Origin of the sequence: Pilosibacter sp. YYHA0881 (genome assembly GCF_051602715.1) — a bacterium.
Classification (GTDB): Bacteria; Bacillota; Clostridia; order Lachnospirales; family Lachnospiraceae; genus Alitiscatomonas; species Alitiscatomonas aceti.
The window spans coordinates 1689095-1705236 of the sequence record NZ_CP175657.1 but is presented as its reverse complement, the minus strand read 5'-3'; the positions used below and the strand labels follow the sequence as shown (position 1 = coordinate 1705236).

Here is a 16142-nt window from a genome sequence, read left to right as displayed (position 1 = left end):
CGGATATGGCGCTGATCTATGCAGTGGAAGATGATAAGAATATTCTGGAGATCGAGATGTTTGCCTTAAAAAACAGCGGCTACCAGGTGGACGGCTTTGAATGTGCCCGCGATTTTTATAAGAAGCTGGATGAGCGGCTGCCAGATCTGGTCCTTCTGGATATCATGCTGCCGGACGAGGATGGCCTTGAGATCGTCGGAAAGCTCCGGAGACGTCCCGAGACCAAGAAGCTCCCGGTGATCATGGTCACGGCCAAGACCACAGAGATCGACAAGGTCAAGGGCCTGGATGTGGGCGCCGATGATTACCTGACAAAGCCCTTCGGCGTTATGGAGCTGATCGCCAGGGTCAAGGCGGTGCTCCGCAGGACCATGGAGGAGGAGAAGTTCTTAAGTCTGGGAGATGTGTTTCTGGATGATGAAAAGCATATGGTCTATGTAAAGGACCAGCCCTGCAGCCTGACGTTCAAGGAGTATGAGCTCTTAAAGCTGCTGCTCCACAATGCCGGAATCGTGGTGACCCGGGAGATCATCCTGGAGCGTGTCTGGGGCATTGACTTCGAGGGAGAATCCAGGACCCTGGACATGCATATCCGGACCCTCAGGCAGAAGCTGGGGGATGCCGGGACCATGATCCGGACCGTGCGGAACGTAGGCTATATGATCGAATAGGCGGGATGAGATGAAACGGAGAATCCATATTGAGCTTCTGGTTACGTCAGGGTTAGCCATCCTCCTGACGCTGACCTTTGCCATGTTTGTGTTTTACGGGCTGTTCCGGTCCCAGATCATCCGGGATCTGGAGACCGATGCACGGGTCATGAAGAACATGGGCGTTTTTGACGATATTTCCAGGATGGCAGAGAAAAACGGCTCCATCAGCAGCGAGGACCTGCGGATCACAGTGGTGAGCCCCGGAGGAGACGTCCTGTTTGACAGCAGCGCCGATGCGGCGGTCATGGAAAACCATGAGGACCGGCCTGAGATCCGGACGGCTCTGGAAGCAGGGGAGGGAAGCGGCAGCCGGCGCTCAGAGACCATGGACAAGAACCTGTTTTATTATGCCGTCCGTATGGAAAACGGAAACGTCTTAAGGATCTCCAGGGAGGCAGACAGCTTTTTTGCGGTATTCCAGAATATGCTGCCTACGGTGCTGGAGGTGTCCCTGGTGCTGTTTGTCCTCAGTATATTTCTGTCCAATTATTTTACAAAGACCCTGGTGGGGCCCATTGAAGAAATGGCCAGGAATATTTCTGATCCCGGCCAGGAGGTGGTATACAGGGAGCTGGAGCCCTTTGTGGCCACCATCCGGCAGCAGCATGACGACATCATAAAAAGCGCCCAGATGCGCCAGGAGTTCACAGCCAACGTGTCCCACGAGCTGAAGACGCCGCTGACTGCCATTTCCGGGTACGCGGAGCTGATCGAGCACGGCATGGCGGATGCGGACAATTCCAAGCGCTTCGCCGGAGAGATCCATAAAAATTCTGTACGTCTCTTATCCCTGATCAACGATATCATCCAGCTTTCCCAGCTGGACGGAGGGAAGAATCACAGCGAGTATGCGGATATTGATCTGTATAAGCTGGCGGCTGAATGTGTGGATATGCTGAAGATGAACGCCAGAAAGCAGAACGTGACCATGAAGCTCTGCGGAAAGCCATGTACGGTGTATGCGGACCGTCAGCTCATGGAGGAGCTCCTCTATAATCTGTGCGACAATGCCATCCGGTATAATAACCGGGGCGGCTCTGTGACGGTCACGGTGGATGAAAAAGACGGCCATGTGTTCCTTTCCATTAGGGATACGGGGATCGGGATACCCACGGAGCACCAGGACCGGGTGTTTGAACGGTTCTACCGGGTGGATAAGAGCCGTTCTAAGGCCACTGGAGGAACGGGACTGGGTCTTGCCATTGTAAAGCATATCGTGGCCCAGCACGGCGCATCCATCTCCCTGGAGAGCCAGGCTGGGAAGGGGACGGAGATCCGGGTGGAATTTTCGGATGTCCTGAAGCGGCAGATGGAAGAACGGGCAGAGAATGCTTAAAATAAACAGACGATGGATTTTGGGGATGCCTTCCGGGCCTCCCCTTTTCTGGTTGTATCCTTCCGGGAAAAGGCCTGGAGTGTAAAACCAGCCTCCTGTTTTTTGTGGCTTTTGCCCATTGACGGCGGTGGAAAAGCCGGGTATGATAAAGCCAGACCAGAGATCTGAAAGGTCCCGGCTTTCTCACTCACCCGGCCTTATGTTTTCCGGCGGTTCCGCCAAAGTTTCCCGAAGAAATCGTTGACTTTTTCCTGGAAGTATATTATGATTAGAGCATAATAGAACGTTTGTTCGCATTTGGAGGATGAATATGAATAAAGAAGATAAATTGAAAGCCCTGGACGCGGCCCTGACCCAGATCGAGAAGGCCTATGGAAAGGGATCTGTGATGAAGCTGGGAGACTCCGGCGCAAATATGAATATCGAGACGGTGCCCACCGGTTCCTTAAGCCTGGATATTGCCCTGGGACTGGGAGGCGTTCCCAAGGGACGTGTGATCGAGGTCTACGGCCCGGAGTCCAGCGGTAAGACCACCGTTGCCCTTCATATGGTGGCGGAGGTACAGAAGCGGGGAGGGATCGCCGGCTTTATCGATGCGGAGCACGCCCTGGATCCCGTCTACGCGAAAAATATCGGCGTGGATATCGATAACCTTTATATTTCCCAGCCGGATAATGGAGAGCAGGCCCTGGAGATCACAGAGACGATGGTGCGTTCCGGAGCGGTGGATATCGTGATCGTGGACTCAGTGGCAGCCCTGGTGCCCAAGGCGGAGATCGACGGCGATATGGGAGATTCCCATGTGGGCCTTCAGGCCCGGCTCATGTCCCAGGCCCTCAGAAAGCTGACAGCAGTGATCAGCCGGACCAACTGTATCGTGATCTTTATCAACCAGCTCCGTGAAAAGGTAGGCGTGATGTTCGGAAATCCGGAAACCACCACCGGCGGCCGTGCGCTGAAGTTCTACTCCTCCGTCCGTCTGGATGTGAGAAGGACCGAGTCCTTAAAGCAGAGCGGTGAGGTGATCGGAAACCATGTGCGGGTAAAAGTAGTAAAGAATAAGATCGCACCGCCGTTTAAGGAGGCTGAATTTGATATTATGTTCGGCAAAGGGATCTCCAGAGAAGGCGATGTGCTGGATCTGGCGGCAGATGCCAATATCGTGGAAAAGAGCGGCTCCTGGTACGCCTATAAGGGCGCAAAGATCGGTCAGGGCCGTGAGAATGCCAAGCAGTACCTGGCCCAGAATCCGCTGATCTGCGAGGAGATCGAAAACCAGGTGAGAGAGCTCCACGGCCTGGAGGCCCAGCACGTGGCGGCCGGAGAACCGTCCGGTGAGGCGGCCGGAGAGAGCGTCGCGCCGGCAGATGCTGGAAATATGACCGCTGGAATGGAAAAGGAAGAGGCGGAGAGATAATGAAGGAATGGAAGCTGGAAGGCGTATCCGGGTTGGAGGGACCGTCCTTACAGTCCGGGAATGCCGGGGATGAAAAAGAGGCCAGGAACAAGGCCGTCTACTATCTCCAGTTTTCCAGTAAGACCGAGTGGGAACTGCGTAAGAAGCTGGCAGAACAGGGATTTCTGCCGGCTTCTGTTGATTCTGCCATCCGTTTTGTGAAGGCGCACCGGTATCTGGACGACGGAGAATATGCAGCCCGTTATATAGAGCGGAACCAGAGGAAGAAAAGCAGGAAGCAGATGGTCTTTGAGCTGCGTCAGAAGGGGATCGATGAGGAGACGTTAAATGCGGCCTTTGAGGAAAATCCTGTGGACGAGGAGGAGCAGATCCTAAGGCTCCTGGAAAAGAAGGGCTACCGGGGAGAGGAAGCCGAAAGGGAGGAAAAACAGAAAATCTCCGCATATCTGGCCCGAAAGGGCTTCGCTTATGAGGCCATCCAGAGGGCTATGATTAATTATGCACGGAAAAACAGAGATTGAAAGCAATATACTTGACATAATGTATAAAACAGTTTAAAATTGAAGTGTTGTACAATGAAAACTAAATAAAGGAGGTGCTCCTGTGTCACCAATAATAAGCGCGTTGATCGCAGCGGTTATTGTGGCTCCTATTACCTGGCTTGCAGCTGTGGCTTACCGGAAGAAAAGCTATGAGAGCAAGATCGGAAGCGCAGAGGAAAAGTCCAGAGAAATAATAGATGAAGCATTGAAGGTCGCAGAGACGAAGAAAAAAGAAGCTCTCCTGGAAGCCAAGGAAGAGAATTTGAAGGCAAAAAATGAGCTGGAGAAGGAAACCAGGGAACGAAGGGCAGAGATTCAGCGCTATGAGCGCCGCGTACTCAGCAAAGAGGAAAATCTGGATAAAAAAGCAGAGGCAATGGAACGGAAAGAGTCCAGCCTGGTGTCCAGAGAGGACTCTTTAAAGAAACGCACTGCCGAAGTGGAGGAACTGTTTGCGAAAGAGCAGGAGGAGCTGGAAAAGATCTCCGGTCTTACTTCTGATCAGGCAAAAGAGTATCTTCTGAAGTCTGTGGAAGCGGATGTGAAGCACGACACTGCCAAGCTCATCAAGGAGCTGGAAGCCAGGGCAAAGGAAGAAGCAGACAAAAAGGCCAGGGAGTATGTGGTCACAGCCATCCAGAGATGTGCGGCTGACCATGTGGCAGAGACCACAGTTTCTGTGGTACAGCTCCCCAGTGATGAGATGAAGGGACGCATCATCGGAAGAGAGGGACGGAATATCCGTACTCTGGAGACCATGACCGGCGTTGAGCTGATCATCGACGATACTCCGGAGGCCGTCGTACTGTCCGGCTTTGATCCGGTCCGCAGAGAAGTTGCCAGGATCGCCCTGGAGCGTCTGATCGTGGATGGACGTATCCATCCGGCCAGGATCGAGGAGATGGTGGAGAAAGCGCAGAAGGAAGTCGAGAACATGATGCGCGAAGAAGGAGAGGCAGCCGCCCTGGAGGTGGGGATCCATGGAATCCATCCGGAGCTGGTGAAGCTCCTTGGAAAGATGAAGTTCAGGACCAGCTATGGGCAGAATGCATTGAAGCATTCCATCGAGGTTGCCCAGCTTTCCGGTCTGCTGGCTTCTGAGATCGGCGTGGATGTGAGACTGGCAAAGCGTGCCGGTTTATTACACGACATTGGAAAATCTGTCGATCATGAGATGGAGGGCTCCCATGTACAGCTGGGATCCGAGCTCTGTAAGAAATATAAGGAGTCGGCTACGGTCATCAACGCAGTGGAATCCCATCATGGCGATGTGGAACCCACCAGCCTGATCTCCTGTATCGTCCAGGCAGCAGATACGATCTCTGCCGCAAGACCCGGCGCCAGAAGAGAAACGCTGGAAACATACACCAACCGCTTAAAGCAGCTGGAGGATATCACCAATTCATTCAAAGGAGTGGATAAGTCCTTTGCGATCCAGGCAGGACGTGAGGTACGTATCATGGTCGTACCGGAACAGGTCAGCGATGACGATATGGTTCTGATGGCCAGAGAAATTTCTAAGAAGGTGGAGTCCGAGCTGGAATATCCGGGACAGATCAAGGTCAATGTGATCCGGGAATCCAGAGTAACGGATTATGCAAAATAAGAGCACAGAACAATAAGAAAGATCCGGAGGTATACGGGGAGACCCTGTACCGCCGGATTTTTTATGTCATAGGGGCGGAAGGGGGACTGGATCCGGACACCGCATTGGGGCAGACGTTTATCGGCGTTAATTTGTGACAGTTCTCCGCATGGCTGAACTATTACGTTAATTTGTAAAAAAGTATTGACGATTCAGAAAATGTGGTGTAAAATCCAGAGTAACAAAAAGTTACCAGAGAAAGCCGGGGTGGTACAAACGCCCGGGAGGAAACAGGATGAACAAGAAAACGGCGATCGTATCAGTACAGATGAATATGATGGGTCTGATGTGCGGCATGGCCATGTGCGGCATGATTTTTTGCGTGGAAAAAATTGCAGACCAGAATCATTCCTGTATGGATTGTGAGTAGTCAGATATCCTGTGATCAACAAAGAGGGTAAACCGCAGTTCCTGAGGGGCTGCGGTTTTTTGTTTGCGCGGGCGGCGAAAAAAGCGGCCGGTCCGCCGGAGAAAAGGAGAAAAGCATGGAAAATAAGACTCCGATCATCCGTATGGATGGTCTTGGAAAAGCGTTTACAGGGAGCCAGGGAACGGTCCGGGCGCTGGAGGACATCAGTCTGGAGATCATGCCTGGGGAGATCTTCGGGATCATCGGCCTTTCGGGGGCAGGAAAAAGCACCCTGGTGCGGTGTATGAATTATCTGGAGGTCCCCACCGAGGGAGAGGTCTATTATGACGGAAAGCCCCTGTCGGAAATGCAGGATGCTGAGTTAAGAAAGGTCCGCCAGTCCATGGGAATGATCTTCCAGCAGTTCAATCTGCTGGCCCAGAGGACAGTCCTGGGAAATATCTGTTTCCCCATGGAGATCGCAGGGACTCCCAGAGAAGAAGCAAAGGCCAGGGCCCGGGAACTTTTAAAGCTGGTGGGACTGGAGGACCGGGAAAACGCATATCCGGCACAGCTTTCCGGAGGCCAGAAGCAGAGGGTAGCCATTGCCAGGGCCATCGCCACCAATCCAAAGGTACTCCTCTGTGACGAGGCCACCAGCGCCCTGGATCCCAATACCACCAAAGCGATCCTTCAGCTTTTGAAGGAGATCAACCAGTCCATGGGCATTACAGTCGTCATCATCACCCATGAGATGGCCGTGATCGAAGCCGTCTGCGACCGGGTGGCCATCATCGACAAGAGCCACATTGCAGAGATCGGCGAGGTGTCCCGGGTGTTCGCAGAGCCCAAGTCCAAAATCGGCCGCCAGCTGATCCTGGGCGACGCAGCGGAAAAAGTAGAATTTGGAACGGGACGGCTGTTCCGTATTATCTTTGACGGCCTGGCGTCCAGTGAGCCGGTGATCTCCAACGTGGTACTGGCATGTAAGGTGCCGGTGAACATCATGTACGCAGCCACCAGGGATATAAAGGGAAAGGCCGCAGGACAGATGATCATTGAGCTGCCGGATCATGAGCCGGACATCGAAAGGGTCCTCCAGTATCTGGACCGGGCGAAAGTACCTTATGAGGAGGTTGGAAAAAATGAACTCTAATCTGGCATTTCTGTTTTTAGAAGAACTGGGAAATACCCTGATCATGACGTTTGCATCGTCGGCTCTGGCCTATGTGATCGGGATCCCCCTGGGAATCCTGCTTGTTGTCTGGGCAAAGAACGGGATCCGTCCCAACCCCAGGGCCCAGGAGGCCCTGGGCGTGATCATCAACCTGATCCGTTCTGTTCCGTTCCTGATCCTGGTGATCGCCATCCAGAACTTCACCAGAAAGCTGGTGGGCACCAGCGTGGGAACCAAGGCCATTATCGTGCCTCTGACCCTGGCGTCGGCCCCCTATGTGGCCAGGATCGTGGAAGCATCTTTAAATGAAGTAGATCCCGGAGTCATCGAAGCGGCCAAATCCATGGGCGCTTCCACCTGGCAGATCATCGTAAAGGTGCTCCTTCCGGAGGCGAAGCCATCTCTGATCACCAACGGGGCCATTGCAGTGACCACCATTCTGGGATACTCGGCCATGGCCGGCTTCTGCGGGGCCGGAGGCCTGGGAGCCGTTGCCATCAACTATGGCTACTACCGGTTTGAGGACGGCATCATGTGGATCGCCATTCTCTTCTTAGTGATCCTGGTACAGGTGATCCAGTCCCTGGGCATGACCCTGGTGAAAAAGGTGGACCGGAGGGCCCGTTAGGCTCACGGAAGAAGGCTCTTTAAACGTATGGATCAGATCCTGACCGGCCAAAACCAAAGCGCGCAGGCGGAGGGCGGAACGGTTTTGATATAAATGAAAACATCAAAAGGAGAAAGATCATCATGAGAAAAAACATTTATACATTCCTGGCAGTCGCTTTTGCGGCCGGACTTTTAGCCGGCTGCGGTTCCAAAGATTCCGGTAAGGACACCACCATCGTCGTAGGAGCCAGCCCGGCTCCCCACGCAGAGATCCTGGAGGCGGCGAAGCCGGTGCTGGAGAAGGCAGGCTATACCCTGGAGATCAAAGAGTATAACGATTATGTACAGCCCAATGTGGCCCTGGATGCCGGAGACCTGGACGCCAACTATTTCCAGCACCAGCCGTATCTGGATGAATTTAATGCGGAGAAAAAGACGGAGCTGGCTTCTGCGGCTGTGATCCATTATGAGCCCTTTGGGATCTATGCCGGAAAGACCGCTTCCCTGGAGGAGCTGGCAGACGGAGCCCAGATCGCCGTTCCCAATGACACCACCAATGAAGCCAGGGCTCTCCTGCTTTTAGAGGCCCAGGGGCTCATCGGTCTGAAGGAGGGCGCAGGACTTACGGCAACCAAGCAGGATATCGTTGACAATCCGAGAAATTTCGATATCATTGAAATGGAGGCAGCCCAGCTTCCCCGTTCTCTCCAGGACGTGGATCTGGCTGTCATCAACGGAAACTATGCCATCGCAGCAGGTTTAAAGGTGGCGGACGCTCTTGTATGTGAGGATTCAGAATCCATCGGCGCCACTACCTACGGAAATGTGGTAGCTGTCCAGAAGGGCCATGAGAATGATGAAAAGATCAAGGCTCTGGTGGATGCCTTAAAGAGCGGGGAAGTAAAGAAGTTTATTGAAGAAACGTATGAGGGGGCCGTGGTTCCGCTTTCATAGAAAAGCGGCCCTCCCCTGTGCGGGAACATCTCAGGAGGGAATGGAAATGGCAAAAATCGGTTTTATTGGAATGGGCAACATGGCGACTGCCATCATGAAGGGGCTTTTAAAGGAATTTTCCCCGGAGGATATGATCTTTTCCTCTGCCCATGAGGAAAAAATGGAGCAGGTCACCAGGGAGACGGGGGTTCCCCATGCGGGCTCCAACGCAGAGTGCGCCAGACAGGCAAAGTACCTGGTCCTGGCTGTAAAGCCCCAGGTGCTGCCCCGGGTTTTTGGGGAGATCAAAGACGTGGTGACGAAGGACCAGGTGATCATCTCCATTGCAGCCGGATACACCATTTCCGACCTGACAGAGGGCCTGGGAGGCCAGGTCCGGGTGGTCCGCTCCATGCCCAACACACCGGCTATGGTGGGTGAGGGCATGACGGGAGTCTGCTATGATGAAGCCCTGTTCACCCAGGAGGAAAAGGAGCTTCTCCATACACTGTTCACTTCCTTTGGAAAAATGGAACTGGTGGAGGAGCGGCTCATGGATGTGGTGGGAAGCGCCAGCGGCTGTTCCCCGGCTTATGTATACATGTTCATCGAGGCCCTGGCCGACGGCTGTGTGAAGAACGGCCTGCCCCGCCAGATGGCGTACCGGATGGCTGCCCAGGCAGTTCTGGGAAGCGCAAAAATGGTCCTGGAGACCGGAAAGCATCCAGGCGAGCTAAAGGATATGGTCTGCTCACCCGGCGGCACCACCATCGAGGGTGTGGCGGCCCTGGAGGAGGGAGGCTTCCGTAGCTCCATCATAAAGGCCTGCGACGCCAACTACGAGAAAAATAAGCGGTTAAAATAGGCGGGAGGAGAAAGCGGTTATGGAAAAAACGATCCGCCTGGAGCGGGAGCTGGCGTACACCGGGACGATCCTTAAGGTATACAGGGATACGGTGGTGGCTAATGGGATCCAGGAAACGTATGATTATATCCACCACGACGGGGCGGCAGCAGTACTGCCGGTGACAAAGGAAGGAAAGCTTTTAATGGTGCGCCAGTACAGGAACGCCCTGGACCGGTTTACCCTGGAGCTGCCGGCCGGAAAGGTGGATGCGCCGGACGAGCCCCGGATCGAATGTGCGTACCGGGAGCTGGAGGAGGAGACCGGGTTTAAAGCGGAGACCATGGAATACCTCATGACCATCAACACAACAGTGGCATTCTGCGACGAGGCCATCGACCTGTTTGTGGCCAGGGATCTGGTAAAGACAGAGCAGCACCTGGACGCAGACGAAAGCATCGATGTGGAGGAATGGGAGGTAAAGGACCTGCTGGAGCTGATCTACGGAGGAAAGCTCACCGACGGAAAGACGGTGGCTGCCATCATGGCATATGCCCAGCGGGAAGGGATCCGGTGAACGGATAAAAATGGAATAGACCGGACATGGCCGTCATATAGTGGGAACAAAAGAAGCCTGTACTGTATGGGGGATGCCATGGGAAATTTCGGAAACAGGAAGGACAGCCCAGGATTCTGGCTGTCCTTTTTTCTGCTCCTGGGAGCCGCCGCCGGGACGCTGTTCTGCAACTGGCCGGATTCCGGATGGAAGGAGGCGCTTAGGGATGCGGGGAGTGGGATGGTCACGGCAGCCATGCTGTTAAAGCTGGATTTCATGGGGCTGTTTTTTACGGTTTTAAGAAAACGGCTGGGGGAGGCCTTCTGCCTGATCCTGTTCTCCATGACGCCGGCGGCTCCGTTTCTTTTTATGGGGACGGCGGCCTACCTGGGTTTTTCCACGGCGGTGACCGTCAGCAGCCTGACCATGGGGAGCGGGCTTTCCGGGATCTTCCGGTATCTGGCCCTGGTCTTTCCCCAGGCTGTGCCGTACATGGCTGTATTTTATGTGACGGCCTGGTGGATGGAGGAGGAGAAAAAGAAGATGACCGCGCCTGCGGCCCTGGCGCTGGTCCTGGCAGCGGTCCTGGGAGCAGCGGCGGAAAGCTTTGTGAATCCGTGGATAACTGCCTGGATCACCGGATGAACGGTGGAAAAATCTTTTTACAATATGTGGAAGGCCGCTGTCCGGGGAGCGCCACATGTTGGGCTTTTTATGGAAACCGCCTGGAAAGTGGGAGAAAAGGGGTAAAAATGTGTTTGATTTTATGGAAAAGTGAGACTATAATGAGGAAAACAGCCCGTTTTGGGCAGGATCGTGTATGAGAGAAGATCACGGGGGATCGTGCAGATTGAGATGAAAGAAGAGATCAGACGGTTCGCGGAGTATCTGGAGGCGGAAAAGCATGCTTCAGAAAATACCCGCGTTTCCTATCAGAGAGATTTAATGCAGATGGCGGCGTTCCTGGAAGGAATGGGGATCCGGGAGCTGTCCCGGGTCACAAGGACAGCGCTGAATTCCTATGTGCTGATGCTGGAGAAGGAAGGGAAGGCGGCGTCTACGGTGTCCAGGAACCTGGCGTCCATGAAGGCGTTTTTCGGATACGAATTTAAGCGCGGGCGGATCAGAAAGGATCCGTCAGAATCCATCCATGCGCCCAGGATCGAAAAAAAGGCTCCGGTGATCCTGACCGTGGAGGAGGTGGACCGCCTGCTGGCCCAGCCGTCGGGGGATTCTGCCAAGGAGATCCGGGATAAGGCTATGCTGGAGCTCCTTTACGCCACCGGGATCCGCGTATCGGAGCTGATCCATCTGGAGCTTTCCGATGTGAATATGGCTGTGGGCTTCATTACCTGCCGGGACGAATATAAGGAGCGGGCCGTACCCTTCGGCCGCGTGGCCAAGGAGGCACTTTCAAGATATCTGGAAACAGCCCGCCCGGCTCTTGTAAAGGGCGGGGACGCGCCCTGGCTTTTCATCAACTGCAGCGGCGGCCTCATGAGCCGCCAGGGCTTCTGGAAGATCGTGAAATATTACGGGGAAAAGGCAGGGATCCAGGAGGACATCACGCCCCATACCCTGCGCCATTCCTTTGCGGCCCATCTGATCGGCGGCGGGGCCGATGTGAAGGCTGTCCAGACCATGATGGGCCATGCTGATCCCGCCACCACCCAGATGTACGCCGCCTATGCCGGACTCTGCGGGACAGACCCGGAAGCACATCACAGGAGATAGGAGATCCCCCTTCCCAGAGAACGCGCCGCTCTGTGAAGGGGGATCTTCCGGATGCATACCTGGCAGAAGAACTGGAAGAGGAATACCGGAAAACGCAGATACCGGATCAGGAGGAGGAAAGAGAATGACACGACAGGAACTGTTCGCCTGGTGCATGGACCAATACGGCACAGAGCCGGAGTATCCGTGGAAGGACAGAAACGCTGTCCTCCGTCACAAAGACAACAAAAAATGGTATGGAGTGATCCTGGAAACAGGAAAAAATAAACTGGGGCTTCCGGGAGAGGGGACCGCAGAGCTCCTGAACGTAAAATGCGACCCAATCCTGGCTGCCTCCTGCCGCACCCAGCCCGGATTCTTCCCCGCCTGGCACATGAACAAAGAAAAATGGCTCAGCATCCTTCTGAACGAACCAGAGCTGGACGCCGCTATAAAAAATCTCCTGGCCCTAAGCTTCGACCTGACCTCCCCCAGCTCCAGCCCCCAGCATTCAAAATAATCCCTCCAGGAGTTCCCAACCCATCCCCAGCCCTCACTCCCCCATATCTTACCGCAGCCCGCACTTTATCAAAGCCCCCATGTCCTCCCAAAGCGATGCTTTCTTTGGGAGGATATGGGGGCGTCCCTATTTTACAGCTTCTCCAGAATACTCCTTGCCACCGACAGTCCGTTGGCGGAGGCCTGCTGGAGTCCGCGGGTCACAGACGCGCCGTCTCCGATGGCCCGGAGTCCCGGGATACTGGTCTCGAAATCCTTATTTACCACCACCTTATTGGAGTAGAATTTCACCTCCACGCCGTAAAGCAGGGTCTCGTCGCTGGCGATCCCGGGCGTTACCTTGTCCAGGGCCAGGAGCATTTCCTTGATGTCCACCATGATCCGGTGGGGCAGCACCAGGGACAGATCTCCAGGCACTGCGTCCTTTAAGGTGGGGATCAGATTGTTCCGGCAGAGCCGTTCCTCAGTGGTCCGGCGGCCCCGGAGGAAATCGCCGAAGGTCTGCACCAGGATCTTTCCGTCACACAGCATGTTGGAAAGCTGGGCCACATGCTTGCCGTATTCGATGGGCGTCTTAAAGGGCTTGGTGAAGTTTTTGGACACCAGAAGGGCAAAGTTGGTGTTGTGGGTCTTATATTCCTGGGACTTGTAGGCATGGCCGTTGACCACCGCCAGGCCATTTTCGTAATACTCTGTGGCCACCTCTCCCGACGGATTGGTACAGAAGGTACGCACCTTATCGTCGAAGGTGGGGGTATAATACACCAGCTTGGCCTCGTAGAGGTTCTTATTTAAAAACTCCATGACCTCGTCCCGGACCTCCACGCGGACGCCGATGTCCACGGTGCCGACCTTTGTCTCGATCCCGTGGTCCCTGCACACATGGGAGAACCAGTCGGAGCCCTCGCGGCCAATGGCGGACACGATCTCCCTGGCGTAATACGTTTCTCCCTTATCGGTGAGGATCCCTCTGGCACAGCCGTCCTCGATGAGGATATCCTGGACCATGGTATTAAATTCGATCCGTACCCCGCTGCTTAACAGGTGTTCCTGGAGGCGGGTGTAGATCTTATAGCCCTCTTCAGTGCCCAGATGACGGATGGGACATTCGATGAGCTTTAAGTTTGCCATGATGGCCCTCCGGCGGATCTCCTGGATCTCCTTCTGCTTATCGACGCCGTAGACCTTTGTGTCTGCCCCGAATTTCAGATAGATATCGTCGGATTCATGGATCAGCTCCAGGGCCTTGTCATATCCCAGGATATCCGGCAGGTTCCCTCCCACATCCGGAGACAGGGAGAGCTTTCCGTCAGAAAACGCGCCGGCTCCCGCAAAGCCGGTGGTGATGCTGCATGGCCTGCACCCCACGCAGACCTTGGTGGTACGCTTGGGGCATACCCGCTTTTCAATGGGACGGCCCTTTTCCACCATGAGTATGTTTAAGGAAGGCCGCTCCTTTATGAGCTCGTAGGCGCAGAAGATGCCCGACGGCCCCGCGCCGATGATGATCACATCAAAATCTGTTCTGTTGTTCATAGAATACCCCCAATCATAAACTGGCCGCAGTCCGGGAACCGCAGCCAGTCTATTATACCATAAAATACGTCTGGGAACAATCGATCAGAACAGCACCGGCATTTTCAGCCAGCGGCCCCGCAGCAGGCGGATCAGGAACACGATGCCGCGGGTGATCAGCTCGGCAGTCATAGAGATCCATACGCCGGTGACGCCGAACCGATGGGTGAACACCAGAACCGTCATGACACGGACGCCCCACATGGTAAACAGGTTGATGAAGAACGGGGCCTTGCTGTCCCCGGCTCCCCGGAGCGCGCCGGTGGCGACGATGCTGACGGCAAACAGCGGTTCTGAGAAGGCTACGATCCGCAGAAGTCCGGCGCTGACCTCCGCTACCTCCGTGTCAGCTGTCAGGAGGCTGGTGAGGAAGGGCGCGAAGCCGAACATTAAGAGCGCCATGAAAAATACCAGGATGGAGCCTAAGATCGTGGTCCCGTAGGCGAACCGCTTTGCCATATCCAGCCGCCGGGCTCCGATGCTCTGGCCCACAAGGGCGGTGGCGGCAGAGGCAACGCCGAAGGCGGGAAGATAGCAGATGCTCTCAGTCTGGACAGCTACGTAGTTGGAGGCCACGGCCACGGTGCCCATTCCGGCCACCACAGAGGTCATGACGATCTGGGCCAGGGAAAGGGCCATGCGCTCCAGAGCCGTGGGCGTGGACAGGCGCAGCATGTTGTTCATGCACGGCTTTGTGAAGCGCCAGGTCTCGTTTCCCTGGAAGCGGAGCGGTCCCCTGCGGCAGATGATGCCCAGAAGAAGGGTCACGGCCACGCAGGCCTGGGCAAGTCCTGTGCCCAGAGCCGCGCCCTGGACGCCGAGGCCGGCTCCCCAGACGTGGAAGCCGCCGATGTCCCGGGGCGGGTAAATGAAGATAAAGTTAAAGATCACGTCAAACACGCACATGCCCACGTTCATGATGCTGGGCAGCAGGATGTTTCCGCTGCACCGCAGGATGCTGGAGTACAGGGCGGAGGCCATGGAAAACGGGAAGAAGAAGGCCACCGTACAGAAGTAGGACCTGGCCGCCGGGGCGATCTCCGGATCAGAGCCCAGAAGCTCCGGCAGGACCTGCCCGATGCCGATGGCTGCTGCGGCCATGACCACACCGAACAAAACGTTAAACAGGATGGACTGGCACAGGACGTTCCGGCTGTCTCCGTCCCGTCCGGCTCCCAGGTACTGGGCGATCTGGACGGAAAAGCCCACGGCAATGGCGCTGGTCAGGCCGTTCATTAGCCAGATGGAGCTGGCTACCACGCCGATGGCCGCCGTGGCTCCCGGACCCAGGCTGCCCACCATGGCGGTGTCGATATAGCTCATGAGCGTCATGACCAGCTGTTCCAGGATCGCCGGAATGGAAAGGGCGATGATCAGCTGGGTCTGGCTTTTTAAGGAGATGGAGCGGCCGTCCCGCATGGCCTCGCTCATCTGAAGCATGTTCATAAAAGATACCCCCAATGTAAGAATTTAATAAAATACCCCATGCCCATAGTATACTGGAAAACGGCAGGAATTGGAAGAGGAGGAGCAAAGGATTTGGGACTTGTAAGTCATGGATAAAACTGATAGAATAGTAAAACCATAAATCATGGGATAAAGGAGAAAATATACCATATGTTTTTAATAGCAGGTCTCGGGAATCCGGGAAAGGAATATGAAAATACACGCCATAACGCCGGCTTCATGGTGCTGGACGCCCTGGCAGATAAGCTGGGAGCCGACATATCGGAGAAAAAGCACAAGGCCCTCTGCGGCAGGGCTGTGATCGGGGGGCAGAAGGTGATCCTTTTAAAGCCCCAGACGTATATGAATTCCAGCGGCGAGAGCATCCGGGCGGCTGCCGATTATTATAAGGTGGACCCGGAGGACATCCTGGTGGTCTATGACGACATCAGCCTGGCTCCCGGCCAGCTTCGGATCCGGGCCAAGGGAAGCGCCGGAGGCCACAACGGGATCAAGAGCATCATCGCCCATCTGGGTACCCAGGAGTTCCCCAGAGTCCGGGTGGGCGTGGGAGAAAAGCCGCCCAGGATGGATCTGGCCGACTATGTGCTGGGCCATTTTTCCCAGGGCGAGAGAAAGATCATGGAGGACGCAGTAAAGGAAGCGGCCGACGCGGTCATGGAGGCAGTGGAGGAAGGGATCGACCATGCCATGAACAGCCATAACCGGAAGAAGGACGGCCAGGCGTAAAAGGATCGGGAGAGGAGA

Annotated in this window: 17 protein-coding genes; 15 read left to right on the top strand and 2 right to left on the bottom strand. The window is 55.1% G+C overall.

The features are described from left to right. The first annotated feature begins 5 nt into the window (after nt 1-5). The 14 genes from ACI6NM_RS07930 (at nt 6) to ACI6NM_RS07865 (ending at nt 12354) form a co-directional block, all read left to right on the top strand. Nucleotides 6-671, top strand: coding sequence for a response regulator transcription factor (locus tag ACI6NM_RS07930; RefSeq protein ID WP_262426829.1), 666 nt, complete (start codon nt 6-8; stop codon nt 669-671). Between the two features lie 10 nt (nt 672-681). Continuing rightward, entirely contained in the window at nt 682-2049 is a 1368-nt protein-coding gene (locus ACI6NM_RS07925; protein ID WP_262426828.1) for a sensor histidine kinase, read from the top strand. Between the two features lie 310 nt (nt 2050-2359). Next, nucleotides 2360-3466 carry a recombinase RecA gene (gene recA / locus ACI6NM_RS07920; protein ID WP_215654128.1) on the top strand — a complete coding sequence of 369 codons (1107 nt, stop codon included), beginning with the start codon at nt 2360-2362 and terminating at the stop codon, nt 3464-3466. Next, complete coding sequence (locus ACI6NM_RS07915; RefSeq protein ID WP_262426827.1) at nt 3466-3987, top strand: regulatory protein RecX; 522 nt, start codon at nt 3466-3468, stop codon at nt 3985-3987. The genes recA and ACI6NM_RS07915 overlap by 1 nt, the downstream gene beginning before the upstream one ends. Nucleotides 3988-4069: 82 nt before the next feature. Further along, nucleotides 4070-5614, top strand: coding sequence for a ribonuclease Y (gene rny, locus ACI6NM_RS07910; RefSeq protein WP_022272991.1), 1545 nt, complete (start codon nt 4070-4072; stop codon nt 5612-5614). A 274-nt stretch (nt 5615-5888) separates the two neighbouring features. Then, nucleotides 5889-6023: a hypothetical protein gene (locus ACI6NM_RS07905; RefSeq protein ID WP_022272990.1), complete on the top strand. Its 135-nt coding sequence runs from the start codon at nt 5889-5891 to the stop codon at nt 6021-6023. Nucleotides 6024-6138: 115 nt separating this feature from the next. Continuing rightward, nucleotides 6139-7158, top strand: a complete 1020-nt coding sequence (locus ACI6NM_RS07900; RefSeq protein WP_158358829.1) for a methionine ABC transporter ATP-binding protein — start codon at nt 6139-6141, stop codon at nt 7156-7158. Beyond that, the gene (locus ACI6NM_RS07895; protein ID WP_158358830.1) at nt 7148-7807 is read left to right on the top strand and encodes a methionine ABC transporter permease; all 660 of its coding nucleotides are present in this window, start codon (nt 7148-7150) and stop codon (nt 7805-7807) included. Before ACI6NM_RS07900 ends, ACI6NM_RS07895 begins: the two co-directional genes overlap by 11 nt. A 122-nt stretch (nt 7808-7929) precedes the next feature. Continuing rightward, nucleotides 7930-8742 (top strand): MetQ/NlpA family ABC transporter substrate-binding protein, encoded by an 813-nt coding sequence (locus tag ACI6NM_RS07890; protein WP_262426826.1) that lies wholly within the window; start codon nt 7930-7932, stop codon nt 8740-8742. A 46-nt stretch (nt 8743-8788) separates the two neighbouring features. Beyond that, nucleotides 8789-9586 (top strand): pyrroline-5-carboxylate reductase, encoded by a 798-nt coding sequence (gene proC, locus ACI6NM_RS07885; protein ID WP_022272985.1) that lies wholly within the window; start codon nt 8789-8791, stop codon nt 9584-9586. Nucleotides 9587-9605: 19 nt separating this feature from the next. Beyond that, entirely contained in the window at nt 9606-10142 is a 537-nt protein-coding gene (locus tag ACI6NM_RS07880) for an NUDIX domain-containing protein (RefSeq protein WP_262426825.1), read from the top strand. A gap of 78 nt (nt 10143-10220) precedes the next feature. Further along, entirely contained in the window at nt 10221-10766 is a 546-nt protein-coding gene (locus tag ACI6NM_RS07875; protein ID WP_262426824.1) for a hypothetical protein, read from the top strand. Between the two features lie 210 nt (nt 10767-10976). Further along, a complete protein-coding gene (locus ACI6NM_RS07870; protein ID WP_158358834.1) occupies nt 10977-11855 on the top strand; it encodes a tyrosine recombinase in 879 nt (292 codons plus the stop codon). Nucleotides 11856-11979: 124 nt separating this feature from the next. Continuing rightward, nucleotides 11980-12354 carry an MmcQ/YjbR family DNA-binding protein gene (locus tag ACI6NM_RS07865; protein WP_262426823.1) on the top strand — a complete coding sequence of 125 codons (375 nt, stop codon included), beginning with the start codon at nt 11980-11982 and terminating at the stop codon, nt 12352-12354. 131 nt (nt 12355-12485) lie between these two features. On the opposite strand, the gene ACI6NM_RS07860 is transcribed toward ACI6NM_RS07865, so the two are convergent. Together ACI6NM_RS07860 and ACI6NM_RS07855 are read right to left on the bottom strand one after the other, a co-directional pair. Next, nucleotides 12486-13889, bottom strand: coding sequence for an NAD(P)/FAD-dependent oxidoreductase (locus ACI6NM_RS07860; protein WP_262426822.1), 1404 nt, complete (start codon nt 13887-13889; stop codon nt 12486-12488). An 84-nt stretch (nt 13890-13973) separates the two neighbouring features. Then, a complete protein-coding gene (locus ACI6NM_RS07855) occupies nt 13974-15374 on the bottom strand; it encodes an MATE family efflux transporter (protein ID WP_262426821.1) in 1401 nt (466 codons plus the stop codon). Nucleotides 15375-15545: 171 nt separating this feature from the next. Between ACI6NM_RS07855 and pth the strand changes: the two genes are divergently transcribed. Continuing rightward, the gene (pth, locus tag ACI6NM_RS07850) at nt 15546-16124 is read left to right on the top strand and encodes an aminoacyl-tRNA hydrolase (protein ID WP_158358838.1); all 579 of its coding nucleotides are present in this window, start codon (nt 15546-15548) and stop codon (nt 16122-16124) included. Nucleotides 16125-16142: the final 18 nt, after the last annotated feature.

Excerpts from the sequence above, each read along its gene's own strand:
- ACI6NM_RS07930 (WP_262426829.1), top strand. The coding sequence starts at position 6 with ATGGCGCTGATCTATGCAGTGGAAGATGATAAGAATATTCTGGAGATC.
- ACI6NM_RS07925 (WP_262426828.1), top strand. The coding sequence starts at position 682 with ATGAAACGGAGAATCCATATTGAGCTTCTGGTTACGTCAGGGTTAGCC.
- recA (WP_215654128.1), top strand. The coding sequence starts at position 2,360 with ATGAATAAAGAAGATAAATTGAAAGCCCTGGACGCGGCCCTGACCCAG.
- ACI6NM_RS07915 (WP_262426827.1), top strand. The coding sequence starts at position 3,466 with ATGAAGGAATGGAAGCTGGAAGGCGTATCCGGGTTGGAGGGACCGTCC.
- ACI6NM_RS07905 (WP_022272990.1), top strand. The coding sequence starts at position 5,889 with ATGAACAAGAAAACGGCGATCGTATCAGTACAGATGAATATGATGGGT.
- ACI6NM_RS07900 (WP_158358829.1), top strand. The coding sequence starts at position 6,139 with ATGGAAAATAAGACTCCGATCATCCGTATGGATGGTCTTGGAAAAGCG.
- ACI6NM_RS07895 (WP_158358830.1), top strand. The coding sequence starts at position 7,148 with ATGAACTCTAATCTGGCATTTCTGTTTTTAGAAGAACTGGGAAATACC.
- ACI6NM_RS07890 (WP_262426826.1), top strand. The coding sequence starts at position 7,930 with ATGAGAAAAAACATTTATACATTCCTGGCAGTCGCTTTTGCGGCCGGA.
- proC (WP_022272985.1), top strand. The coding sequence starts at position 8,789 with ATGGCAAAAATCGGTTTTATTGGAATGGGCAACATGGCGACTGCCATC.
- ACI6NM_RS07880 (WP_262426825.1), top strand. The coding sequence starts at position 9,606 with ATGGAAAAAACGATCCGCCTGGAGCGGGAGCTGGCGTACACCGGGACG.
- ACI6NM_RS07875 (WP_262426824.1), top strand. The coding sequence starts at position 10,221 with ATGGGAAATTTCGGAAACAGGAAGGACAGCCCAGGATTCTGGCTGTCC.
- ACI6NM_RS07870 (WP_158358834.1), top strand. The coding sequence starts at position 10,977 with ATGAAAGAAGAGATCAGACGGTTCGCGGAGTATCTGGAGGCGGAAAAG.
- ACI6NM_RS07865 (WP_262426823.1), top strand. The coding sequence starts at position 11,980 with ATGACACGACAGGAACTGTTCGCCTGGTGCATGGACCAATACGGCACA.
- ACI6NM_RS07860 (WP_262426822.1), bottom strand. The coding sequence starts at position 13,889 with ATGAACAACAGAACAGATTTTGATGTGATCATCATCGGCGCGGGGCCG.
- ACI6NM_RS07855 (WP_262426821.1), bottom strand. The coding sequence starts at position 15,374 with ATGAACATGCTTCAGATGAGCGAGGCCATGCGGGACGGCCGCTCCATC.
- pth (WP_158358838.1), top strand. The coding sequence starts at position 15,546 with ATGTTTTTAATAGCAGGTCTCGGGAATCCGGGAAAGGAATATGAAAAT.